The organism is Paenibacillus sp. NPDC058177 (assembly GCF_042883835.1).
Lineage (GTDB): Bacteria > Bacillota > Bacilli > Paenibacillales > Paenibacillaceae > Paenibacillus_AQ > Paenibacillus_AQ agri.
Window position 1 is genome coordinate 335633 of sequence record NZ_JBHVVB010000004.1, and the last position, 24274, is coordinate 359906.

18 protein-coding genes are annotated in these 24274 nt (G+C 51.8%); 12 read left to right on the forward strand and 6 right to left on the reverse strand.

All coding sequences use genetic code 11. The annotated features are described in order from the left end of the window. Positions 1-188 precede the first annotated feature (188 nt). The 5 genes from ACFVU8_RS18670 to ACFVU8_RS18690 all read left to right on the forward strand — a co-directional run bounded on the left by ACFVU8_RS18670 (position 189) and on the right by ACFVU8_RS18690 (position 6714). Positions 189-1820, forward strand: a complete 1632-nt coding sequence (locus ACFVU8_RS18670) for a formate--tetrahydrofolate ligase (protein WP_387429229.1) — start codon at positions 189-191, stop codon at positions 1818-1820. A 296-nt stretch (positions 1821-2116) separates the two neighbouring features. Then, the gene (locus tag ACFVU8_RS18675; protein WP_379466499.1) at positions 2117-3481 is read left to right on the forward strand and encodes an FAD-dependent oxidoreductase; all 1365 of its coding nucleotides are present in this window, start codon (positions 2117-2119) and stop codon (positions 3479-3481) included. Between the two features lie 193 nt (positions 3482-3674). Continuing rightward, on the forward strand, positions 3675-4502 hold the full coding sequence (locus ACFVU8_RS18680) for a formate/nitrite transporter family protein (protein ID WP_387429231.1): 828 nt from the start codon (positions 3675-3677) through the stop codon (positions 4500-4502). Positions 4503-4895: 393 nt separating this feature from the next. Continuing rightward, entirely contained in the window at positions 4896-6122 is a 1227-nt protein-coding gene (locus tag ACFVU8_RS18685) for an MFS transporter (protein WP_387429233.1), read from the forward strand. 61 nt (positions 6123-6183) lie between these two features. Continuing rightward, positions 6184-6714 (forward strand): GNAT family N-acetyltransferase, encoded by a 531-nt coding sequence (locus ACFVU8_RS18690; protein ID WP_387429235.1) that lies wholly within the window; start codon positions 6184-6186, stop codon positions 6712-6714. A gap of 75 nt (positions 6715-6789) precedes the next feature. On the opposite strand, the gene ACFVU8_RS18695 is transcribed toward ACFVU8_RS18690, so the two are convergent. Beyond that, positions 6790-7338, reverse strand: coding sequence for a GNAT family N-acetyltransferase (locus ACFVU8_RS18695; protein WP_379466495.1), 549 nt, complete (start codon positions 7336-7338; stop codon positions 6790-6792). Positions 7339-7374: 36 nt separating this feature from the next. Further along, positions 7375-7623 carry a DUF2164 domain-containing protein gene (locus tag ACFVU8_RS18700; protein ID WP_379466494.1) on the reverse strand — a complete coding sequence of 83 codons (249 nt, stop codon included), beginning with the start codon at positions 7621-7623 and terminating at the stop codon, positions 7375-7377. 210 nt (positions 7624-7833) lie between these two features. On the opposite strand from ACFVU8_RS18700, the gene ACFVU8_RS18705 reads away from it, so the two are divergent. Beyond that, entirely contained in the window at positions 7834-9543 is a 1710-nt protein-coding gene (locus ACFVU8_RS18705; protein ID WP_379466493.1) for a glutamine--tRNA ligase/YqeY domain fusion protein, read from the forward strand. 103 nt (positions 9544-9646) lie between these two features. On the opposite strand, the gene ACFVU8_RS18710 is transcribed toward ACFVU8_RS18705, so the two are convergent. Next, positions 9647-10852 carry an MFS transporter gene (locus ACFVU8_RS18710; RefSeq protein ID WP_379466492.1) on the reverse strand — a complete coding sequence of 402 codons (1206 nt, stop codon included), beginning with the start codon at positions 10850-10852 and terminating at the stop codon, positions 9647-9649. Positions 10853-11237: 385 nt separating this feature from the next. Here ACFVU8_RS18710 and ACFVU8_RS18715 point away from each other — a divergent pair, with 385 nt between their 5' ends. Genes ACFVU8_RS18715 through ACFVU8_RS18725 form a run of 3 tightly spaced genes read left to right on the forward strand, consistent with a single transcriptional unit; the run spans position 11238 to position 14756 of the window. Next, positions 11238-13103: an ABC transporter ATP-binding protein gene (locus tag ACFVU8_RS18715; RefSeq protein ID WP_387429237.1), complete on the forward strand. Its 1866-nt coding sequence runs from the start codon at positions 11238-11240 to the stop codon at positions 13101-13103. Then, positions 13033-13710 carry a response regulator transcription factor gene (locus ACFVU8_RS18720; protein ID WP_387429239.1) on the forward strand — a complete coding sequence of 226 codons (678 nt, stop codon included), beginning with the start codon at positions 13033-13035 and terminating at the stop codon, positions 13708-13710. The genes ACFVU8_RS18715 and ACFVU8_RS18720 overlap by 71 nt, the downstream gene beginning before the upstream one ends. Next, the gene (locus ACFVU8_RS18725) at positions 13707-14756 is read left to right on the forward strand and encodes a sensor histidine kinase (RefSeq protein WP_387429241.1); all 1050 of its coding nucleotides are present in this window, start codon (positions 13707-13709) and stop codon (positions 14754-14756) included. The genes ACFVU8_RS18720 and ACFVU8_RS18725 overlap by 4 nt, the downstream gene beginning before the upstream one ends. A 25-nt stretch (positions 14757-14781) precedes the next feature. On the opposite strand, the gene ACFVU8_RS18730 is transcribed toward ACFVU8_RS18725, so the two are convergent. Beyond that, entirely contained in the window at positions 14782-15384 is a 603-nt protein-coding gene (locus ACFVU8_RS18730) for a TetR/AcrR family transcriptional regulator (RefSeq protein ID WP_379466488.1), read from the reverse strand. A 157-nt stretch (positions 15385-15541) separates the two neighbouring features. Between ACFVU8_RS18730 and ACFVU8_RS18735 the strand changes: the two genes are divergently transcribed. Further along, entirely contained in the window at positions 15542-19270 is a 3729-nt protein-coding gene (locus tag ACFVU8_RS18735; protein WP_387429243.1) for an immunoglobulin-like domain-containing protein, read from the forward strand. A 163-nt stretch (positions 19271-19433) separates the two neighbouring features. On the opposite strand, the gene ACFVU8_RS18740 is transcribed toward ACFVU8_RS18735, so the two are convergent. Then, positions 19434-20975, reverse strand: coding sequence for an aminotransferase-like domain-containing protein (locus ACFVU8_RS18740; protein ID WP_387429484.1), 1542 nt, complete (start codon positions 20973-20975; stop codon positions 19434-19436). A gap of 290 nt (positions 20976-21265) precedes the next feature. Here ACFVU8_RS18740 and ACFVU8_RS18745 point away from each other — a divergent pair, with 290 nt between their 5' ends. Further along, positions 21266-21886, forward strand: coding sequence for a LysE/ArgO family amino acid transporter (locus ACFVU8_RS18745; RefSeq protein WP_379466486.1), 621 nt, complete (start codon positions 21266-21268; stop codon positions 21884-21886). Positions 21887-22312: 426 nt separating this feature from the next. Then, positions 22313-22993, forward strand: coding sequence for a TorD/DmsD family molecular chaperone (locus tag ACFVU8_RS18750; RefSeq protein ID WP_175370396.1), 681 nt, complete (start codon positions 22313-22315; stop codon positions 22991-22993). A gap of 266 nt (positions 22994-23259) precedes the next feature. Here the strand turns inward: ACFVU8_RS18750 and ACFVU8_RS18755 are convergent, their stop codons facing one another. Then, positions 23260-24204: a 1-phosphofructokinase family hexose kinase gene (locus ACFVU8_RS18755; RefSeq protein ID WP_387429246.1), complete on the reverse strand. Its 945-nt coding sequence runs from the start codon at positions 24202-24204 to the stop codon at positions 23260-23262. Positions 24205-24274 lie beyond the last annotated feature (70 nt).

Here is a 24274-nt window from a genome sequence, read left to right on the forward strand (position 1 = left end):
GACACGGCTTTTGGCTGTTGTCCGGGAGTTTGTCTATTTAGCCTTGTAGAGATCACTGAAGTGTGAAAATAATCCTTGACGCTTTTCATAGACCTTGTATTCTTTAATAGCAATGATACATAACAGGAATTCGCATAAGACAGGAAAGATTTCAGAATAATAATTGGCAGGAGGGTTCTGTACAAGGCATGAAATTGATTACGGAAGTAGCGGCAAAAGCAGGAATTGGTGAACAACATCTGGAGCTGTACGGTAAATATAAAAGCAAGTTGGCGCCTTCACTCTGGGAGGAGCTTAGCCACCGTCCGGACGGAAAACTTGTTCTGGTGACGGCGGTCAATCCCACACCGGCTGGAGAAGGGAAGACGTTAACAACGATTGGTCTCGCTCAGGCACTTAACGCTTCCGGGGTAAAGACGGTAGCTGCGCTGCGTGAACCTTCGCTGGGGCCTTGCCTGGGTATGAAGGGCGGAGCTACTGGCGGGGGCCAATCACAGATTGTCCCGGCGGACGAGATAAACCTCCATTTTACCGGAGATATTCATGCGGTGACCTCTGCGCATAACTTATTATCTGCTATGATCGACAACCATATCTTCCACGGCAATGCGCTGGATCTGGATCCTCAGCGAATCGTATGGAAGCGCGTCATGGATATGAATGACCGCAGCCTGCGGAGCATTGTTACAGGTCTGGGAGACGGCAACGGTACCGTCCGGGAAGCTGGTTTTCAGATCACTACAGCTTCAGAGATTATGGCTGTGCTCTGCCTTTGTGATGATTTGTCTGATCTTAAGAAACGGCTGGGCCGGATTCTTGTTGGATATAACTATCTTGGTCAGCCAGTCACAGCACAGGAGCTGGGTGCGGTGGAGGCCATGGCTGCCTTGCTGAAGGAAGCAGTAAAGCCGAATTTGGTACAGACACTGGAAGGTACGCCGGTTATCGTGCATGGTGGGCCTTTTGCGAATATAGCCCATGGCTGCAGCAGTGTTATAGGTACTCGCTATGCGCTGAAGCTGGGTGATCTTGTCGTCACGGAAGCTGGCTTTGGCGCTGATCTTGGTGCCGAGAAATTCATGGACATTAAATGCCGCCAAGCTGGATTAACCCCTGCCGCAGCCGTGCTGGTGGTTACCGTGAAGTCCCTGAAATACAATGGCGGTGTTGCCAAGAGTGAGCTCGGGTCCGAGAATCCAACAGCCTTGCTTGAAGGCATTCCTAATATGGAACGTCACATTGAGAACCTTGGTAAGTTCGGCGTGCCCGTTGTTGTGGCCATCAATCATTTTGCGGGCGACAGCCCGGCCGAGATCGAGGCGATCCAGGCAGCTTGCCAACGTCTGAAGGTGCCGTCTGCCGTATCCAAGGTATGGGCAGAGGGCGGAGCGGGCGGCCAGGAACTGGCAAGTGAGTTACTGCGGGTGCTGGAGCAAGACAGTGCTGATTTTGAGCCTTTGTATGAGGATAACCTTGATATTACGGACAAAATCACCACTATTGTGCGTGAAATCTACCGTGGTGCAGAGGTGAGCTTCTCTCCCGCAGCCAAGCGCAGCCTGGCTGTGATTGACCGGCTGGGTCTGAATGAGCTGCAAGTGTGCATGGCCAAGACGCCGTATTCTTTCTCTGATCAGGCCAAGCTCCTTGGGGCACCCGAAGGCTTTACTATGGGCGTGCGTGACATCACACTGTCACTAGGTGCCGGGTTTGCTGTAGTTATTACCGGCAACATCGTGACTATGCCTGGTCTTCCAGCTCGACCGGCAGCCGAAGGGATAGGAGTGGATGAGGATGGCGAGATACACGGATTAGAATAAGATTGGAACGAAACTATAGCCCTGAGCTTTACTTGTCTGTATGGACGGTAAGGCTTGGGGCTTTATGTATTTATAGGCTTGGCTTGACGGTCATAATGGCTCTGTGACATGGAGAAGCTAAAGGTAACAGCAATTCAGCAGGAAACGGACACAAAATACTTAAAATTGTGAACAATTTAAGGAATTGCAGAAATAGGCTTGAAATGTGATAAAAATCACAATATAATCAGTTCATAAAGTGAAATAAATCACAAATAAATAATATATAGCTTTTCAAATTGGAGGAGGAAGAAATCATGAAAGTAGCAGTCATTGGATGTACCCATGCCGGAACCGCAGCCATCGTTAATACAGCCCAGCTTTATCCAGACGCCGAGATTACGGTGTACGAACGCAACGACAATATTTCGTTCCTGTCCTGCGGAATCGCCCTTTATGTAGGCGGTGTTGTTAAGGACCCTCAAGGACTCTTCTATTCCTCGCCAGAGAAGCTCGCTGAGCTCGGGGTGAAGACGAACATGCGTCATGAAGTGATTGCGGTGGACACCAAAGCCAAGACACTCCGGGCCCGCAACCTTGCGAATGGACAGGAATTTGATGATACCTACGACAAGCTGATCATGACTACCGGCTCTTGGCCGATTATTCCGAAGCTGGAAGGCATGGATCTGGACGGTATTCTGCTCTCGAAAAACTACAATCACTCCAACACTATCATTGAAAGAGCCCAACAAGTGAACCGGATTACGGTAGTTGGCGCCGGATATATCGGAGTCGAGCTGGTTGAAGCGTTCCAGATGAACGGCAAGCAAGTAACCTTGATCGACGGGGAAGAGCGGATTTTGAGCAAATACCTGGACGAAGAATTCACAGCTCCTATCGAGCAGTCGCTGAAGGATCATGGTATTACCTTGGCGCTTGGTGAGAAGGTTAGCTCTTTTGTGGGCGAGAATGGCAAGGTTACGAAGGTTATCACAAGCAAAGGCGAGCATGAAACTGAGCTGGTGATCCTCTGCATCGGCTTCCGTCCTAATACGGAGCTGCTGAAAGGCCAGGTTGACATGCTGCCGAACGGCGCGATTGTTGTGAACAATTATATGGAGACTAGTGCGCCGGATGTCTTCGCCGCTGGCGACAGCTGCGCGATCCACTACAACCCAACTGGTAAAAATGCTTACATTCCACTGGCAACTAACGCTGTACGGATGGGTACTCTGGTGGCCCGTAATCTTGTCGCCCAGACTATTCCTTACATGGGCACGCAAGGAACATCCGGCATCAAGATCTATGAAGATAACATTGCCGGGACGGGACTGACGGAGGAAGCTGCCAAGGGTGAAGGTATGGAAGTGGATAGCGTTATGATCACCGACAACTACCGTCCGGAGTTCATGCCTACATTCGAGCAGGTGCAGCTCAAGGTTGTGTTTGAACGTGCGACACGCCGCATCCTGGGTGCGCAGATTATGTCCAAAATGGATTTGACGCAATCCATTAATACGATTTCGGTCTGCATCCAAAATAAGATGACGGTGGATCAGCTGGCCTTTATCGACTTCTTTTTCCAGCCGCACTACAACAAGCCTTGGAACTTCCTGAATACTGCCGGACTGCAGGCATTGCCGAAAACCCTGGCTGCCAAGGAACCCGCACTAGTGTAATATCATCATTATTTAGACCGGAGCCAGAGTACTGGCTTCGGTTTTTTTGCGTGTCCAAACGCTAATTATGACATGTCAGTGAAAATTTTCACTTGTCTTTTGCAGTAGTGATTATTATCACGTTAATGTCTTATATGACACGCTACAATGGCATAAAGGAACAAATTTAAAGTATTAAAAGGGGATACGAACCATGGCTTATAACAAACCTCAGCAAATTGCTGAAGCAACGGTGGAGAACGGAATCAAGAAGGCGCACAATCCGCTGAGTACCGTCCTTATACTTGGCTTCCTGGGCGGTGCCTTTATCGCCCTCGGGTTTTTACTGGATATCCGCGTGATTGCATCCGCGCCTAAAGAATGGGGCTCCATTGCGAATTTCATCGGGGCTGCAGTCTTCCCGGTAGGTCTGATCCTTGTGCTATTGGCAGGAGCGGAACTGTTAACAGGCAATATGATGGCGGTGCCGCTAGCCTTTATGGCGAAGAAGATTTCATTCAAGGAAGTCGTCAAGAACTTGACGCTAATCACACTTAGCAACTTGGCAGGGGCCTTGTTTGTTGCCTATTTCTTCGGGCATGTCGCCGGGCTGACGTCAGACGGAGTCTATCTGGATAAACTGGTGGATATGGCGGGACATAAGCTTGAAGCCGGATTCCTCCCGGCTTTCGTCTCTGGTATCGGCTGTAACTGGCTAGTCGCCTTGGCGGTATGGCTTTCCTACGGCGCAGACAGCTTCAGTGGCAAAATCCTGGGCATCTGGTTTCCGACCATGGCGTTCGTCGCCATCGGCTTCCAGCACGTTGTAGCCAATATGTTCCTCATTCCGGCGGCAATCTTTGAGGGGCACTATTCCTGGTACGAGTATTTAATGAACTTTATTCCAGTCTGGTTGGGAAATCTGACAGGCGGGGCTATCTTTGTAGCGGCAGCCTATTGGGCAGCTTACTTGCGCAAGGCGCCTACGGCGGTGCAAGCGGTGGACAGCATGTCTGTTGCCAGTGCGAAGAAGCATGCTTAATCTTAGAGCCGCCGGGCTACATTGATGAACAAACGATCTCTCTGGGGTTCGCGGGTCCTGAAGTCAAGTTACAGGCCAACGTCCCTGGGGAGTGTTTTTTTGTACCCTGACATCACAAAAATTCGCCGCGGTCTCGACTCGGGGGAACGAAATCGAAACGCACGGCGATTCTAATAGGGAGTGTTTCTTAGGCTCTATTACCCTGGGAATACGGGGGTGAATCAGAGTCATTCAAGACAATGGAGAACGGTCATTCCGTTGACTTCGATGACTTTGATATAATATCGCAATGCTGCTTCAAAGCGGCAGTGTACATGCTTGCCCTACAGCCGCTGATGGGAGGATACTGGATGGAATTGACGACACCAATCTTACAGAGGATGTACACTAGTTATGAGGTTTTTATCTGCTTATCCTAAGGAAGTAAAAGTATTTCTGATTGCCAGCCTGATCAATGCGACGGGCAGTGCGCTGATGTGGCCGCTCGTGACCATGTATGTTTTCGATGAGCTCGGCCGCAGTATGAAGGATGCCGGTCTGGTCATTCTGATTCAATCCTTGGGGGGGATTGCCGGTCAACTGCTGGGTGGCTCCCTGTACCACAAAGTTGGTGTGAACCGCCTGATTGTCGGAGCGCTCGCTATGAACGCCCTCGCGTTGTTCACTCTTCCGGCCGCCAGTCACAATTGGACGATTTTCATGATCGTAATGGGGTTTGTTGGGCTATTCAATTCGTTGTCACTCCCGGCCATTCAGGCCTTTATTGGCTTTCGCTTTGCCAAGCAGCGGGGTGAGTTGTTTAACATCGTCTACGTCGCTAATAATATAGGTGTGGCGCTAGGTACGGCCCTGAGCGGTTTTCTCGCCGATATCTCCTATATGCTGAGCTTCGTGATGAACGGTGTGACCTCAGCTGTATTCGCCGTGTTTTTCTTCATGTATCTGCGGCGAGTCGGAACGGGACCGGAAGCAGAGGGAGCCGATTATAAAAAGCATCAGCCCCGCAGCCAGTCCGGCTGGCTACTGATGGGCAATACAAGAATCTACCTCTATATGTCGGTAGCTTCGCTGTTCCTGCTGGTCGGCAACTCCATCTGGAACACGGGTGTGTCACCGTTTATTATTTCGGAGGACTGGCCTAAGAAAGCGTATGGCTTCCTTTGGACGCTGAACGGCATTCTGATCTTTGCTGCCCAGCCCGTGATCAGTTTGCTGAAACGCTGGTTCGCCAAAGATTCCACGGCCCAGATGACGGCTAGTGCGCTGCTCTATTTGAGCGGCTATGCCGTGATCCTGGGCGTGCAGAATTATCCTGGCTTGATTCTGGCCATGGTGTTAACTACGTTCGGTGAAATGTTAATCTCTCCGGCTATGCCGGCTTTCATCACCGAACATGCAAACCGCAGTGCCCCGTTCTACCTGGGGCTGAGCGGAGGCATTGGGGCTATCGGCAGAGTTATCGGGCCTTATTTCATGGGTAGTCTATACGACAGTGGAGGATTGTCGCCTACTGCCTGGCTGGCATGTGCCATGGCCGTGTTGTCCACCTTGTTCTTCATTATTCATGCCTATATCAATCGCCGGCGCTGCTCGGCGGACCAGGCAACCATATCACCTTAGGCCTGGGCATAGAGCCACCGGCCTGATATAAATTCCAGAGTCTAGGGCAAGGGGGGAGCTTATGCAACGAATGGATGGCGGCGGGCTGATGATCCGGCCCTCGGAGATCAGGGATGCCGGGGAGCTGATTGCGCTGGATCATCTCGTCTGGACCGAGGAAACGACACCGGGACCTTTGAAATGGCGTTCGCGGGAGGATTATTTGCAGCATTCACCACCCGGCTCTCAGTTATTGGCTTTGAATAAGGGCCGGCTATGCGGGTATGTCGGCTTTGGCAGTCCCAGCCCGATGAAGAGCCATCGGCATGTCTGTGAGATTAATATTGCTGTCCATCCAGAGTTTCGGCGGTCCGGTATTGGACGTCAATTGGTGGAAGCAGTCAAAAGGCATGTCAGGGATTACGGCATCCGCAAGCTCCGCCTGCGTGTGCTTGCAAGTAATGAGGTGGCACTGACCTTCTACCGATCCTGTGGATTTCAGGAGGAGGGACGATTGCGGGAAGAATTTTATCTCGGCGGACATTATGTCGATGAAATCTTTATGGGCCTTATGCTAACTGGAGAGCAAAACGAAGAGACGGGTACCGCCTAAAACCAAGCAACCCGTTCTCCATTGTGAAAGGAAGAACGGGTTGTTTGGCTGGGACATAAAGGTTAGGATTTGTGGCTAGCCCAATAGCTGCCACTCACTGCGCAGCAGGCCGTACACGGCGTGGTTCACGTAGTCGTCCGGCAGCTTTTCTGCCTGGCGGATTACACCTTCCAGCACAAAGCCCAGCCGCTCAGGAATGGCGCGGCTAGGAGCGTTGCCTGTAGCACAACGGATTTCTACACGGTTCAGCTCCATCTCCAGCAGCGCGTAATCTACGAATACCCGCACCGCACTGGTCATATATCCTTTGCCCTCGTAGCCTTCGCCCAGCCAGTAGCCGATGCCGACGGAACGGTTATGCCAGTCGATCTCATGATAGCCGATCACGCCGGCCAGCTCGCCCTGCACCCACAATCCAGCGGAGAAGCCCCCGTTGTCGCTGCCCAGCTTCATGGCATTCTTAATGAAGCTGGCGATATGAGCCTGCTCCGTAACGCCATCAACCCATGGCAGCCATTGTCTAAGCCGCTCCCGTGAGCGATCTACCAGTTGGAACATCGGGCGGGCATGCTCCGGCGCCAGTGGTTTTAGCATAAGTTCTTCGTCTATAACGTAATTAAACAAGTCGCAGCCTCCTTTGCAGCCCATGGCCAAATCTGTCTATCTGCGCTGTCTCCACTCCAGCGCGTAAATGTCCTCTTCCAGCGACTGCATCCGCTGTCCTACCAGGCCACGGCAATCTTTGAGCGCTTCATTATAGATGGAAGGGCCCAATTCTTGCAGGAAGAAGTCGAGCAGATTATCTGCGGCCAGATGACCGATGGTCTCACCGCGTTCAGCCTCAAAGTGGCTGCGGATATGCTCTACAAGAAGCTCCCGCTGCTCCTTGGGCAGCTTGATGACTTTCACAGGCGAATCCCCCTTTTAGATGTAAATTAAGGTAAAAAGGCTCTATGCTCTCATGCTACTCTATCGCCGGGAGTGAAGTCAAAAGATTCATAGGTACCGGAAGAAAGCATTCGGAACCCTGTCCGCTTTTATTGAACAATCCCTGCGTAACGGGTATATTAGTAGGAAACATGTTCATACAAGGTAGTAGTAACATTCCAGAAAGAAAGGTTGATATCTGTGGAGAACCGTAGCACCCCCTCCAATTTTATTAAGAATGTCATTACCGAAGATCTCCGCTCGGGTAAAGCCAAGGAAGTGATCACCCGGTTTCCGCCGGAGCCGAACGGCTATTTACATATCGGACATGCCAAGGCGATTTGGATCAACTTTACACTCGCGGATGAGTTCGGCGGCAAGACTAACCTGAGATTCGATGACACGAACCCTGTCAAAGAGGATATCGAGTTCGTCAATTCCATTAAAGAAGACGTGAAGTGGCTCGGCTATGAATGGGAAGAGCTGCGCTTCGCCTCCGATTATTTCGAGGAAATGTACGCGCGCGCGGAACTGCTGATCAACAAAGGTAAAGCCTATGTGGACGATCTCAGTGCTGAACAGATCCGCGAGCTGCGCGGCACGTTGTCGCAGCCGGGACAGAACAGTCCTTACCGTGAACGCAGTATTGAGGAGAACCTCGACCTGTTCCGCCGCATGCGTGCAGGGGAATTCCAAAATGGCGAGAAGGTGCTTCGTGCCAAGATCGACATGCTTTCGCCGAACATTAACCTTCGTGATCCAGTCATTTATCGGATCTCTCATGCTCATCACCACAACACCGGCGACAAATGGTGCATTTATCCGATGTATGCCTTTGCCCATCCGCTAGAAGACGCTATCGAGGGTGTAACGCATTCCCTGTGTTCCCTGGAGTTCGAAGATCAACGTCCATTCTATGATTGGGTGATCGCGGAATGCGAAATGCCGTCTGTACCGCATCAATACGAATTTGGACGCCTCAACCTGGCTCAGACCGTAACGAGCAAGCGTAAGCTGAAACTGCTGGTTGACGAAGGCCATGTCGATGGCTGGGACGATCCGCGTATGCCGACGGTTTCGGGTCTGCGCCGCCGTGGCTATACACCTGAAGCGATCCGCAATTTTGTATTCGAGACCGGAATCTCCAAGAACAATGGTCTTGTAGACTATCCGATGCTTGAGCATTTCATTCGTGAGGATCTGAAGCTGACTGTGCCGCGCACAATGGCGGTGCTTCGCCCGCTTAAGGTTGTCATTACGAACTATCCGGAAGGCCAAAGTGAGTTGTTGGAAGCGGAGAATAACTCAGAGAATGAAGAAATGGGCGTTCGCCAAATTCCGTTCTCCCGTGAAATCTACATCGAACGCGATGACTTCATGGAGAATCCGCCAAGCAAATATTTCCGTTTGTTCCCTGGCAATGAAGTGCGCTTGAAGCATGCTTACTTCATCAAGTGCAATGAGGTTATCAAGGATGAGAACGGTGAAGTTGTTGAACTGCATTGTACCTATGATCCTGAGACGAAAAGCGGCAGCGGATTTACAGGTCGTAAGGTTAAAGGAACGCTGCATTGGATCGAAGCCAGCCAAGCCGTTCCGGCAGAATTCCGCCTCTTGGAGCCGCTGATTGCAGCAGAAGAGCCGGATAAAGTGGTTGACGTCGAAGGTCTGGATGAAGCGGAGGACAAGCCGGAGCCAACCTTCCTGGATCAGTTGAACCCGAACTCCCTGGAGATTCTGCAGGGCTTTGTAGAGCCAGGTCTGAAGGACAGTGTACCTCAGGACAAGTTCCAATTCTTCCGTCACGGTTACTTCAACGTGGACAGCAAATATTCAGCGCCGGGTCATCTGGTGTTCAATCTAATAGTATCCTTGAAAAGCTCGTTCCAACTGCCGAAATAAGCACTCTGGAATCGCAGTTACGAGGATCAGACGTACAAAAGGGGAGTTCCTGCAGACACTGAACAGTGCTGCGGAACTCCCCCTATTTGTACATAGCGCTGATTTAGAACTCTACTTCTTCCACTAGCTCTGGTTCTTCAGGGACAGGCTGATAGCGGCCACGAATGACAAACAGCCACATAAACCCGAAGCCGAGCGTTCCGATAAAGGTCAGGAATACGCTGCCCTGATACATGCTGAGGGCCCCGAGATTCTGATACAGCCATCCTCCGAGAATACCGCCTAGAATCCCGGAGATTCCGCTCCAGGTCAAGGTATAGAGCGCTTGTCCTGAAGAATGGTACGGACGTGGTACGAGCAGACGAGTTAACTGGGCACCAACATAGAAAAATCCACCGAAGGTTACACTGTGCAGAATCTGTATGAGAGCTACCTCCAGCGGCATCGTTGCATCAGCCATCAGCCACCACCGCAGAACGTATAGGGCACTGACCAGCGTCAGACAGCCGATCAGCACCGATATTTTACGTTTCAGGAATCGTTCGCAGAGAGCGAATACGCCAACCTCCAGGATGGACGAGAGAAAGACAGCCAGTCCAATCATGGTTTTGGAGCCGCCCAAATCCGAGATATACAGTGACATGAACGTTGTATTCATCGTATTCGGAATGGAAACGAGAATCCCGAAGAGAATAAAGCACAGGAAGAACGGGTTAGCAAAGAGTTTGCCAAAGCCTCTGAATGGCAGCGGAGCCATCCCGATGGAATGATTCAGCTTAGGCAGTGCCAGTAGCGATACCATCGAAGCACATAGTAGTGCTGCGAACAGATACGATAAAATCGAGACACCCGTTCGATCAATAATGGGGCCTACAGCCAACGCAGTGATGGCCCATCCCAACGAGCCCCAGAGCCGGAAGGACTTGAAACGATAGTTTGTTCCGTCTATATAGCTCAGAATGATCGTATTGCTCTGGGCAAACAGCGGCCCTTGGAAGAAAAAGAACAAGATAATGGAGATATAGATCATCTCATATGTATTTGCTTGAAAGACAAGCTGTGATAAGAGCAGTGTTCCCGTCAGCATGATCAGCACGATTCGGCGGATGTTCTGGTAACGGTTCGTCCAAATGCCCCAGAACGGATTAGCGAAGATGGAAACGAGCGCACCCAGGGAAATGACACTGCCGATCTCAAGCTTGTTCATCCCTACATCCTGAAGGTATAGTTGAAAAAAGCTGGTGAACAGGACCATGGTTCCATATACGAAGAAATTGAACCATTTTAAGGACGTGAAAGAAGATTGCATATGAAGGTTCTCCCGCAAATTGGGCACTCCTTTCCCGCTAAATGCTGTACATATATTCATTGCCGCCGTCTCTAGGCAACTTCTATCACTGTAACACGTGTTGAAAAGGGATACAAACCAACTTTTGAGCAGATTTCCAAATCTCTGGTGATTTTTGCGCGATTGTCGTTATATATACAAGGCACAAGGTGCCATTTTCTTAGATTATCCATGATTAACAGCAGCTATCCCGGTTTTACCTACTGGCTTCGCTGTGTCCTTGGTCCCTATTTTAATTTTGAATTGTTTAACTTCAGTTTAAAAAGCAAGGTTATTATTGGACTACGGGAGACGGGAGCTGAAAGCCTTCTTCTATTTATTTAACCGAACGAAAAGGAGAACCTCCATGAATAACAAAAAAACTGTACAGAAGCAGGGGGCGGCACTTAAACCGTTTCTGACTCTGCTGAGAGAAACCAAGCCCTCCTACAGCCTGCTGACGACGGCCATTGCGCTCAGTGTCATCTCTACGCTGGTGGGTCTAGTAATTCCTATGTTCACCAAAACACTGGTTGACGGTTTCTCGCTGGCTTCCATAAGTAAACTGCAGATTGCCGGAATCATTGGAGCTTTTATCGCTCAGACGATTGCCGGGGGCGTGTCCATCTACTTGCTGAATTATGTCGGACAAAAGATGGTAGCGGGTCTGCGGGATCGGCTGTGGCGCAAGTTCCTTGTGCTGCCAGTGTCCTATTATAATGACAACCGGACGGGTGAAAGCGTCAGCCGAATGACTAATGACACGGGAATCATTAAGACCTTGATCTCCGAACATTTAGCCAGCTTGTTTACCGGTGTCATCTCGATTGTTGGCTCCATTGCCGTTCTGCTCTATTTAAATTGGAAAATGACTTTGGTGCTGTTCGCCGTGCTGCCGCTGTCGGCTTTGATATTGGTACCGCTGGGACGGCAGATGTACAAAATCTCTAAAGGGATGCAGGATGAGACAGCTTCCTTTACCGCTACGCTGAGCGGGGTGCTATCGGAGATCCGCCTGGTGAAGGCCTCCGGCGCAGAGAAGCGGGAATATGAAGCGGGCAGAAACGGAATTATGAACCTGCTAACCTTTGGTATTCGTGAGGGTAAGGTAAGTGCCATGATCAGCCCGCTGGTATCTTTTGTATTCATGATGTTACTTGTTGTAATTATCGGTTATGGCGGCATGCAGGTATCGTCAGGGGCACTCACCGCCGGTGAACTGGTGGCTTTCATTCTCTATCTCATCCAGATCATTATGCCGTTGACCCAATTGACCACTTTCTTCACGCAAATTCAGAAGGCTAAGGGCGCTTCGGAGCGTATTATCGAGACTTTGGCGGCTGAAGAGGAGAACTACGAGGGAGAAGCGGAAGCAACAGCTGACCATGGGCCGATCACGGTAGAAGATTTGAGCTTCGGCTACAAGAATGGCGAAAAGGTACTCAGCAATGTGAGCTTTACAATGCTTCCGGGTCAGGTGACAGCTATTGTCGGACCTAGCGGAGGCGGGAAAACGACATTGTTCTCTATGCTGGAACGCTTCTATGAGCCTGAGAGTGGTGTGATTCGACTGGGAGATAAGCCTGTTACGGACTTTTCCTTGAAGTCCTGGCGGAACCTGATCGGGTACGTGTCACAGGAAAGTCCATTGCTGGCGGGTACAATTGCTGACAATCTCAGCTATGGCCTTGAACGTGAAGTCAGCTTGGAAGAAATGCGTAGAGCAGCTGCTATGGCTTATGCCGACGGATTTATTGACGAGTTGCCGGATGGATATGAGACGGATGTCGGCGAACGGGGCGTGAAGCTGTCAGGTGGACAGCGGCAGCGGATTGCCATTGCCAGAGCACTGCTGCGCGATCCCGAGATTCTGATGCTGGATGAAGCTACCTCCAGTCTGGACAGTCAATCCGAGGCGGTAGTGCAGAAGGCGCTGACGAATCTGATGAAGGGCAGAACGACGATTGTCATCGCTCACCGGTTGGCTACGGTAGTCCATGCGGACCAGCTTATTTTCATGGAAAAGGGCCGGATTACCGGCAAAGGAACACACGAAGAATTGTTAAATCATCATGCGCTGTACCGGGAGTTTGCCACCCAGCAGCTACAAATGAATGAACCAGCTGCCTATACCGGCAGCAAAGAGGAGGTTCTGTCTAGAAATGACCAAAATTCTGGTAGTGGACGACGATCCGCATATCCGCGAATTGGTGGAAGTGTTTCTGAGAGCTGAAGGGATGGAAGAGATCTACTCAGCTTCTGACGGGCTGGAAGCTCTCCGTCTTCTAGAGAACACTTCGGTGGATATGGCGATACTGGATGTCATGATGCCGAATATGGATGGCTGGGAGCTGTGCCGGGAACTGCGGAGATTATATGACTTTCCGATCTTGATGCTGACGGCCAAAGGGGAAACGATGCAAATTGTAAAAGGCTTTGAACTTGGCACCGACGACTATCTGGTCAAGCCGTTTGAACCGCCGATCCTGATCGCCAGGGTGAAGGCGCTGCTCAAGCGGTACCAGATTTCCGCTGCGCAGAGTGTGGTGATCGGCCATCTGCGGATGAACCGTAAAACCTACGAGGTGCACACTGAGGATGGGGAGATTACATTGCCGCTCAAAGAGTTCGAGCTGCTCTTCAAGCTGGGCAGTTATCCAGGGCAGACCTTGGCCCGGGAACGGCTGATCGAAGACATCTGGGGTTATGATTTTGAAGGTAATGAGCGGACGCTGGATGTGCATATCAACCGTCTGCGGGAACGATTCCCGAGAGAGAAATACGGATTCGCGATCCGGACGCTGCGTGGTCTGGGGTACCGGTTGGAGAGTGATATATGAATAAATCCAAGAAATTAATCCGATTTTTTTTGTTCATTGGATTCCTCGGCGTGATTCTTCTTAGCTGGAGTGGGTCTTATTTCGTAATGAACTGGATATTTTCCAGGACTGGCCGTCCTGCTCAGGAATATACGGCAGGGCTACTGACCGCGGGTGTGTCGGTTGTGTTCTTCTTTTTGCTGGTGCTGTGTGTCTCTGGCATCTTCCGTGGCTGGGAGCGGGTCTTCTACAAGTCCATTATTGAAGGCCTCCGCAGAATCTCCACCGGTGATTTCAATGTCGTTCTGGCTAAGGATAAAGATTATGGTGAATTTGGCGAGATTGCTGAAAGCATCAACAAGATGGCCAGCGAACTGGGCCGGATGGAGACCATGCGCCAGGATTTCATCTCCAATGTCTCCCATGAGATCCAGTCGCCTTTGACCTCTATCCGGGGCTTTACCCGTGCACTTCAGTCGGAGACGCTCAGCCCGGATACCAGGCGGCATTATCTCGACATTATTGAAACCGAGAGCACAAGGCTATCGGGGTTGAGCGACAATCTCCTGAAGCTGTCTGCGCTGGAATCGGGTGATTTTCCGTTTGAGAAGCAGCTCTACCGGCTGGATAAGCAGCTGCGAAATATGATTCTAGCATCCGAACCGCAGTGGCTGGAGAAGAATATTGAGGTGGAGGCTGAGCTTGCAAGCGCGGAGGTATACGCCGTGGAAGATCTCTTGAGCCAGGTCTGGACCAATCTGCTGCACAACAGTATTAAGTTCACTCCAGAGGGCGGATATATTCGTGTCCGGATGGAGGTAGTGGATGGAGTTGTTCAAGTGGAAATCAGAGATAGCGGGATCGGAATCTCGGCAGAAGATCTGCCGCGCATTTTTGAACGCTTCTACAAAGCAGACAAAGCCAGAAGTGCTAGTGGAGGTGGCAGCGGCCTTGGGTTATCTCTTGTGAATAAGATTATTGAGATTCACGAGGGAAGCGTAACGGCAACTAGCCGTCCCGGGGAAGGGACGGCTTTTGTAGTAAGCTTGCCTGTGCAGGCCCCATGATGTAGGCCGGTTCATGTGCAGAATGTTATTGTTTAAGACCTTTCTCCAGCAGCGCCCAAAGCTGTTCGAACTCCTGATCGATACCGGGGCGCTGCCATTCGTAAGCATGAGAGGGGTGATGATAGCCTGCTGTAGCCTGCACGATGGAGCGGGATAGCACTTCCGGCGGAGCCGATTCTGCCAGTATACCTTCCTGAACTCCCCGTTCGACCACGCTGCTCATCTGCTCATAGATGCGCTGGACATGGGCCTCGATAAGTGCGGCCGAATTTACTGTAACCTCTGCATACATTTTGAACATCTCCGGATCTTCTGAGGCGCAGCGACGCTTAAGCTCAATTAGCTTCAAAATATAAATCCGCAGCTGTGCCAGCGGATCTTCTGTTGTTTTCTGCGCAATCTCGGCTAGGGGCGCGAGAATTTGCTCCTCCAGCCATCTCTCCGTGACCGCCTCGCGCAATGCCACCTTGCTAGGATAATGCCTGTATAAGGTACCGTGGCTGACCCCGAGCAGCTTCGCCACATCGGTGACCGATGTTTTGTCCGGCCCGAACCGGCGCAAGGTCTGCTCAGCGGCATCCAGGATTTCTGTTTTGCTTAAGAATGAGCTTGATTTGGATTGTGCCATGGATTCTTCCTCCTCCAATGATAAAAGAATAGCATAACGGGTAGCAGATGAGTATATTACACAAAAATACTACAAAATTCGACAAGAGTTTACACTTGTTCTCTATCCTTAGTGAAGGAACTACATATTCATTACGTTCACTGGGGGTTTAATTATTTTGCAGAAGAAAAAAGTTCGTTCATTGCTGACCGCTACTCTGGCTGTAATGACATTGGGACAGAACTTATCGCTGCCTACAGCATATGGCGCTTCAACGGAACCGATGGCTAGTCCACCTGCAGACAGCAACGGAAAATGGATGACTGGGGAATATCATGTTCACACCTATGAGTCAGATGATGCGCAGGAATCATTGAAGGATGTATTGGATACCGCCTTTGACAAGAATGGTCTGGACTGGCTCTTCCTGGCCGACCATCTGCGGATGTCCGGTCGTGACCATGAAGGCGTGCCTCTGCCAGGAGGGTCCATCCCGATGTCCAAAGGGATCATCGACTATCAGACACCTATAATCAAGGAGCTTCAGGCTTCGGGAAAATATGCTGGCAAAACCATCTTCTCCGGATTTGAATGGGATATGCCTCAGTATGATCACACTGCTATCGGGATTGTGACGAATGATCCAGGGTCAGCGGCATCCTTAAAAGCTGTCAATCACTTTGAATATTTGTTTACCAACCGTGCTGAGAACCTCTTCGATCCTGCGGATGTTGCCAAATGGGCTGCGCTGGATAACAGAGCTTTCTCAACGAAAGCAGATACCCGCAAGGGCATTCAATGGCTCAGCGATCACTATCCGGAGAGCTATATGCTGATTAACCACCCTTCGCGTAAAAATGGCGGAAGCTCTGAGCTGAAAATTGAGGATGTCCGCGATTTCAACAATATTGATCCGCATGTGGCTTTCGGTTTCGAAGGGATGCTGGGTAACCAGATGTCTCCTGACCGGGGGGAAACAGCTGAAGTATACGGCGGAACAGACGTGAAAGTAGCCAAAGTTGGTGGCTTCTGGGATGCACTGCTTGGCGAGGGCCGCAGATTCTGGAACTTCGCCAATTCCGACTTTCATTTCAAGACCAGCAAGGATAACAAATATTCTAGCGGATACTGGCCGGGGGAATATTCCAAGAACTATACCTGGGTCAATGGTTCAAGCGTTCAGAATATCGTTGACGGTATGCGCTCAGGTAAATCTTTCTCCGTCTTCGGTGATCTGATCAACGCGCTGGATTTCAAGGCATCCGGTGACGGGCGTGAGGAAGCAATGGGCGGGGAACTTGCGGTTAAGCAGGGCGACAATGTCGAGGTTACCATCCGTTTCAAGAGTCCTGCGAAGAACAACAACGGTGACGCTGTCTCCGTGGATCATGTCGATCTGATCTCCGGTGAAGTCGGCGGCAAGGTTCAGCCGGGTACTCCTGATTATTCCAATCCAACGAATGATACCACTAAAGTCGTGGCTCGGTTCACTAGTGCAGACTGGACTACGGATGCTGAAGGCTTCAACGTGATTACTTACAAGCCGGGAGCGGCAGACAAGAGCCGGTATTACCGGCTTAGAGGGACCAACCTCGGGCTTAACGTACCGGGAGAGACGAAAGACGGCGAACCTTTACTGGATGTAAAGAATAACACCGCGGATAATGCTACTCGCTTCCAGGAAATCAACAGCCGCAACTACGGCGATCTTTGGTTTTACTCCAATCCGGTGTTTGTGAACGTAGAGCCATACACCGATCAGCAGGCAGTGGAAGATACGGCAGCAGCGCTTAAACTCGATGGTACTAACGGAGTTATTGCAGACCTGAAGCTGCCAACCGAAGGCCAGCATGGTGCCAAGGTTCAATGGGAGAGTACAAATGCCGAGGTGATTCGCGTCGCTGACGGAACTGGCTATATTACCCGTCCTGCTGCCGGACAACCGGATGGGGTGGTATCGCTCAAAGCGACAGTTAGCCGCGGTACACAGAGCACTGTGAAGACGTTCGAGGTGACAGTAAAAGCTAAGGAATATACAGATGGAGAAGCTGTACAGTTGGCCAAAGAAAAGCTGACACTGGGCGATCTTAGCGCCGTGAAGAGTGACTTGTATCTGCCTGCTGCTGGTGTGCAGGGGACAAGCATCGTCTGGGAAAGCTCTAATCCAGTCCTGATGACCAAGGAAGGCAAGCTGGCTTTCCGTCCGAAAAAGGATACATCCATTACCTTGACGGCAACAATCTTGCGCGGAAATGCTTCTGAGGTGAAGACCTTTGAAGTCAATCTTAGCGGTGACGACAGCATTACACCACTTGAGCTTTCCGGGGTGATCCAGTCTGCAGATGGAGTCGTACAGCCAAGCGGTGCCTGGATTAATCAAGATGCAAATGTGAGTGTAATTGCCAGCGTTTATGTTCCAGGCACTACGGTTTCCCTGCAGGTGTCCCTGGATGGAAGCGGAGAATTCCAGCCTTACGAGAGCGATCATTCGCTGAAGATCACAGCCGAAGGCCAGCATAAGCTGGAGTTCCGGGCTACGGATTCGCTCGGCAATACAGCTGTACTGCCGCTTGCTGTGAATATTGACCGCACAGCGCCAGTGATCACGCTGAAGGGCAGTAGCACGATATCGTTGACTCAAGGCGACAGCTTTGTCGATCCAGGTGCGGAGGTTACGGACAAACTAGGAATTGCAGGCTCTATCGTAGTTAGCGGTTCAGTGGATACCGGAACGCCAGGCACTTACAAGCTGCAATATAATGCCAAAGATTTGGCTGGCAATAATGCTGTGGAAGTCGTACGTACGGTAAACGTATCTCGCTCGGGCAGCGGGAATAACGGAAACGACAACGGTAATTCGGGTAACGGGAATAGCGGAAACGGCAATGGCGGGACCCCTACCCCGGCTCCGACAGTTACGCCTACCCCTTCCCCAACTCCAGGGAATACAACGAAGCCATCCACTGAAGCAGTGGAGCTGCAAGTCAATGCGTTGCAGGGAGGGGCTTCCAGTCTTAAAGATGCAGCCGATCTCAAGATTCCTGCAGGAGCACTGACTGCAGACAGTAAAGTGGCGCTGAAGCCGGTAGCACTTCCTACTGGCGGAACTCTGACAGCTGCTAGCTCGGGCGTAGAGATTACCAGTACTAATGCTGGTCTGCTCAATAAACCGGTCGAATTGACACTGGTTTATGATAAGAACAAAATTACTTCAGGCCATAAGGCTGCCGTCTATTATTACAGTGAGCAGCGTAACAAGTGGATTTATGTAGGTGGAACTGACAATGCTAATGGCAACGTTACTGCTAGCATTAATCATTTCTCCACTTATGCCGTGTTCAACTACCAAGCCCTGCCGATGACCGACTTGAACAATCATTGGGCTGAGGCCTATACGGACCGTCTGATTGGTATGGAAGTCATGAAAGGTTTTGACGATCATAGCTTCCGTCCGGATGAGAAGGTAACCCGGACTCAATTCGCTACCCTCATTGCCAGAGCTTTGGGACTGAAGTCTTCCGGCAATGCTGCAAGCTTTGCAGATCAGGAGGCCATCCCGGCTTGGGCTGCAGTAGATATTGCGGCTGCTGTAGAAGCCGGAATCATCCGTGGTTATGAAGTCGGTGACAAGACGATCTTCAAAGGCTCTGAGGTCATCTCTCGCGCAGAAATGTCGGTAATGCTTGCGAACGCACTGAACAGCGCACCACATAAGAAGACTAGCGACAGCATCACATTTACGGATCGTTCCGCAATCCCGCAATGGGCGGCTGCGTCCATTGAGACCGGGGCTGCGGCAGGCATTCTGGGCGGGTTCGAGGATCAAACCTTCCGTCCGGAGCGCACAGCAACCCGTGGTGAAGCCGCAACGGCGATCTACAGATTGCTTGACGCATTGTCCATTTAATACAGTCGGTATTGTATCCGACGGAATAAAAAGCAAACGCCGCTTTCCCTGTTGGCTAGGGAAAGCGGCGTTTCTGATCTTCAAATGCTGCTCTAGAGATAGTGACGCTGCTAAGCTGCGGAAGAGCAACAGGGGAAGAGAGAGGGGGCTACGATATTCTGCTCTAGGGATGCCGCTGCAAATTGCGGATTATCCCGGCTAAAATTGGCAGGCCAGTTTCTAGCTCTGCGATTGAGGCGTAGGCGTAGGAGAGCCGCAGATGACGGTTGTCCCCACGGTCATACAGATCGCCGGTATTGAGCAGGAGGCTGGACTGCAGTGCTGCTTTGAACAGCTTGCGCAGGGGCAATGGCTGACGGAGCGACAGCCAGATATAGAAACCACCCGCAGGTATATTCCAGGTGGCCAGCTCGCTGAAGTGGACTTGGAGCATCTCCAGCACCGCCTCTCTTCGCATTCGCAGCTTCTGACGCAAGACACTGGCATGTGCTTCATGATAACCACCGCTCAGCCATCTAGCCGCGGCAAGCTGAGACAAAGAGCTTGCACCGTAGTCGCTTTGCATCTTAATATCGGCCAGTCGTGAGATGACCGCTTCCGGGCCGACAATCCAGCCGATGCGCAGGCCGGGGCTGGCGGCTTTGGACAGGGTCCCGAGGTGGAGGACCCGTCCCTCAAGATCCAGGGCTTTCAGTGGCGGAGGCGGGGGCATATCCAACCACAGTTCCTGGTAAGCCCCATCTTCGAGGATTGGCAGGCCAAGGGCGCCTGTAGTGGCCATCAACGCATTCCGCCGCTCTTCATCCATCAGAATGCCCGTAGGATTATGAAAAGTTGGGATGGTATACAACATAGCTGCTTTGGTCCGGTAAGCCTCTTGCGCTATATTGTCTGTCATTAGCCCGCGATCATCCATTGGCAGACCACTAAACTTCACGCCTGCGGACTGGAAGGCATGGATGGAGTAAAGGTAGGACGGTTTCTCCAGCAGGATGGCCGCGCCGCGGGGCAGCAGCCCCATGGCAATAAGCTGCAGTCCTTGCAGCGCCCCTGAGGTAATCAGGATGGAGGCGGGGGAAGTACGAATACCGGATGCAGATAGCTTGTTGCTAAGAGCTGTCCGCAGTTCCAGGCTGCCAAGCGGCTCTTCGTAGGACAGCGGCAACAGTGGCTCGCGCGAAAGCCCGGCGAGAATCTCCTGCATAACCTGGCCAGGCAGCAGCTCCGGGGCAGGTTCGCCTGTGCCAAGGCGGATTAGTCCTCGCTCATACTCCAGCCGGTTAATAGCCTGGATCGTTGGCAGGTTGGGATAGTGAATGCCTTCTTCCACATAATCATTCCAATTGCCCGCCCGGACCTGTCCGTCGAAGCTGGTGGATTCCTGTTTGGCACCGGAACCATCACGCTCGGCAGAGGGGGTGGTAACTCGGGTTCCACCGCCTCTTTTCCCCTCAATCAGCCCCATCGCGGTCAGTTGCCCCAATGCGGTTACAAGGGTGCTACGGTTGACGCCGAGTTGTCGGCACAGCTCCCGTTGCGGAGCCAGTCGCATGCCGCGGGCCCAGGCCCCGCTTCTGATTTTGCCGATAAAATAATCCGATATCTGGGCATGAAGCGGCAGCGCGGAGGTTGCGTCTGGTCGCCATTCACCAGTGCCACCGAGAGTGGTTGTCCTTGATGCTGATACGGCGTTAAGAGCGTCCAATGGGTCTATACTATCTTTTGATGTAGGAGAAGAAAAAGCAGCTTGCTTGGAAGTAGGCTTCACGGCAGAACTCCTTTATATAAAATCAGTATCGTTTAGGACCGCTCTGGCGGCTCATTCTGCGTTGAGTATATCATGGACGGGCAGTTTTGCTGTATCTTGGTTGGGTATTGATCTGGAATTTGGATGGTTACGGTTATGAGGCGGGAAGGTACTATCAATGGGGCGCAGTTATGCTGTTCACCAAAGATTTTCTCATCATAAAGAAATCATCAGGAGGGTTCTTACAAATGCTTGAAGCGGTTATACATGGAATCATATTGGCGTTTGGACTTATTTTGCCGCTGGGGGTACAGAATATATTCGTCTTTAATCAAGGTTCGCTGCATTCGCGATTTCGCGGAGTGCTACCGGTAGTGCTGACCGCTGCCCTATGTGATACGCTGCTGATTGGTGCTGCTGTCGGTGGAGTTTCGCTGGTTGTTATGTCCGTGGACTGGGTAACTCCTGTGATTTATAGCGTAGGATTGATTTTCCTGGCATATATGGGCTGGAACATCTGGGGCAGCACCCCGGCGCAAGGCGAGGTGAAAGTATTGCCTTGGAAGGGGCAGGTAGCCTATGCCTTGTCGGTGTCCCTGCTTAATCCCCATGCACTGCTGGATACTGTAGGTGTCATCGGAACCAGTTCCCTGCAATATGGCAGTGGCGAACGGTGGGTATTTGCCGGTGCGACGGCTGCAGTCTCGTGGTTGTGGTTCATTGGAATTGCCATTGCCGGGCGGCTGGTCGGACAAGCGGACCCCTCGGGCCGCATTCTGCGTGTCTTGAACAGGGCATCTGCGCTGCTGATCTGGGGGATTGCGATTTATATGGGGATGCAGTTGTGGAATATATGGACTGGAAAGTGAAGACGGAATAGAGGGCCATTGAGGAGTACTCAGCGGCAACGAGTGCTTTACACTTCTCCTGGATAGTTATCCTAGATATTTATCCCTTTTGAGCCACTGGAATTGCTTGTCTTCCGCAGGCATACAATAGTTGCAGCACAGGTTGCAGAGGAGGAGATTTATACTCGATAGGGAACTCCGTGGAGATAGAGAAATCTGATGATTTCCAAGCGCCTGCCGATTTGCTGCTGAATTTGACAGATCTGCGACAAATGAAGGGAATGGACATAGAATGCTCACCGAAAGCGTTTTATGGTTCAGATATAATTTAGATATAGAAGGAACATTGCATCCTTTTTCCAAGATCACAGCTAGGATACCGGAAGATGCCGAGCGGCTATTCCTTGCCGCGGTACCCGGGAATAACAATAGGGGAGGATTTGACAAATGACCTTACAATCCGCTTCATCGCTTGTTGTGCCGGAAGCTTACACCCGTTGGCTGGAAAGTCGAGGATTAATATATCAATTGCTGGTGGATTTCTTCGGAAGAAAGCCATCCCTTTCGCTGGTGGCCCAGTGGTGCGGCAAACGCCAAATGAACGTTGCTGCAGAGATGACCGAAGGCGGCCGCGAACTGAAGCGTTACCTCTGCAGTCTGGAACCCGGCAAGTTGCCGCAAATCTGCAAGCAGGAGACGCAGGAATACACCCGGTTGATGAATGAACGGGCTGCACGTGAAGCAGCTAATCGGGGTCGGGCCAAAGAATTCTGCAATGTCTTGTCCGATGTTTATGCCTCGGCGGGAGTCGTATTCAAGAAATGCGGTGAAGAAGCCGATGATCATATTGCTATTGAACTGGAATTCATGGCGGTGATGCATGAACGGATGCTATATAACTGCTTCACAGTTAGAAGTGCCATGGAGCTGCTGGAGATCCAGGAGGCTTTTCTGGAAGAGCATCTGTTGAGATGGACCCCGAAGTTCTGCGAACGTCTTAATTCCTTGACGGAGAGCAAGTTGTACCTCGGCTTGAGTCACATGCTAGAGGAGTTTTTGCCGCAAGATCTGCAAATGCTGCGAGCCTGGAAGGCTTCGCTGGAGACAAGCGCTACCTCTATGTCGTAAGAAAAGCCCGGGCAACCGGGCTTTTTTGTGTGCTTTTATGTGCTTCAAAAGCAGTGTGACACCAGTTTTGTTTACTTTAAAAGAAGCGTCAGGCTGGCCTCTGTGTGTTTCAAAGGCAGTGAGAGGCAAGAATTGTTGTGCTTCAAGGGTAGCGCAAGGCAGTTTTTTTGTACTATAAGAGCAACGTTAAGCTGCTCTTATAGTACAAAGCGGGGCGTCGACTTGGAGACGCCCGCTGTGCTTGCAAGTCAGCGTGCTGCCCCGTGTTATCCCCGGGGCAGCACGCTGACGGTAACCCCGGCGGCAATGGCTGCCACATCGCCGGGGTTCACGAACCCGGCAGCACGCTGCATAGCCGCTGCCGTGCCACAGGCCGCGCCGAGCGTCAGCCGCGCCGGCCAGTCACCCCCAGCCACAGCCGACGCCAGCAGGCCGGCGGCCGTGGCATCCCCACTGCCGAGCGCGCTCACGGCAGTGATCTGCGGCAGCGTTACGCGGTAACGCTGCCCGTCCGCGGCGGCAACAGCGCCGCGGGAGCCCAGCGTGACGACAGCGTCACGCGCCCCAAGCTCCAGCAGCGCTTCCAGCGCCTGCCGAGCGGTGTCTTCGCTGCCGGTGTCCGCCAGACCGGCCAGTTCTGCGGCTTCGTGCTCGTTGGGCTTCACGAGCTCGGGCCGGCCTTGCAGACCGAGGCGCAGAGCCTCGCCGCTGGCGTCCAGCATCACCTTGGCACCGCCGTGATGGGCGATATCCGCCAGCTCTGCATAGAGCCAAGGGGGGCAGCCTGGGGGCAGGCTGCCCGAGAGCAATACCCACCGGGAACGGCGGGCCAGCTTCTCCAGCCTGCTGCGCAGGGCCGAAAGGTCCTCCCCGGTGATGACCGGCCCAGACTCAATCAGCTCCGTCTGGTTAGCAGAAGCAGAGTCGAGCACGGTCAAGGCTAGCCGTGTCTCCCCCTTTGCCACTTTGACGAAGTCGGCGTCAACGCCTTCTTCAGCCAGACCAGCGAGCAGATGCTCACCGGTATATCCGGCTATAAATCCCGAAGCGATTACCTCCGCCCCTAACTGGTGTAACACCCGTGCGGCATTGACGCCTTTGCCGCCGGGTAAGGTTAGAGAATCGGTGATCCGGTGGACTTCATTTACTTGAAATCCCGGGACAGTATAGATTTTATCGACAGCCGCATTCAGCGTGACGGTTGTAATCATGTTAGGTCTTCCTCTCTATGGGCATTCATAGCTTCATTGTACTGTTCAAAAATCCCCTGACACAAGATGC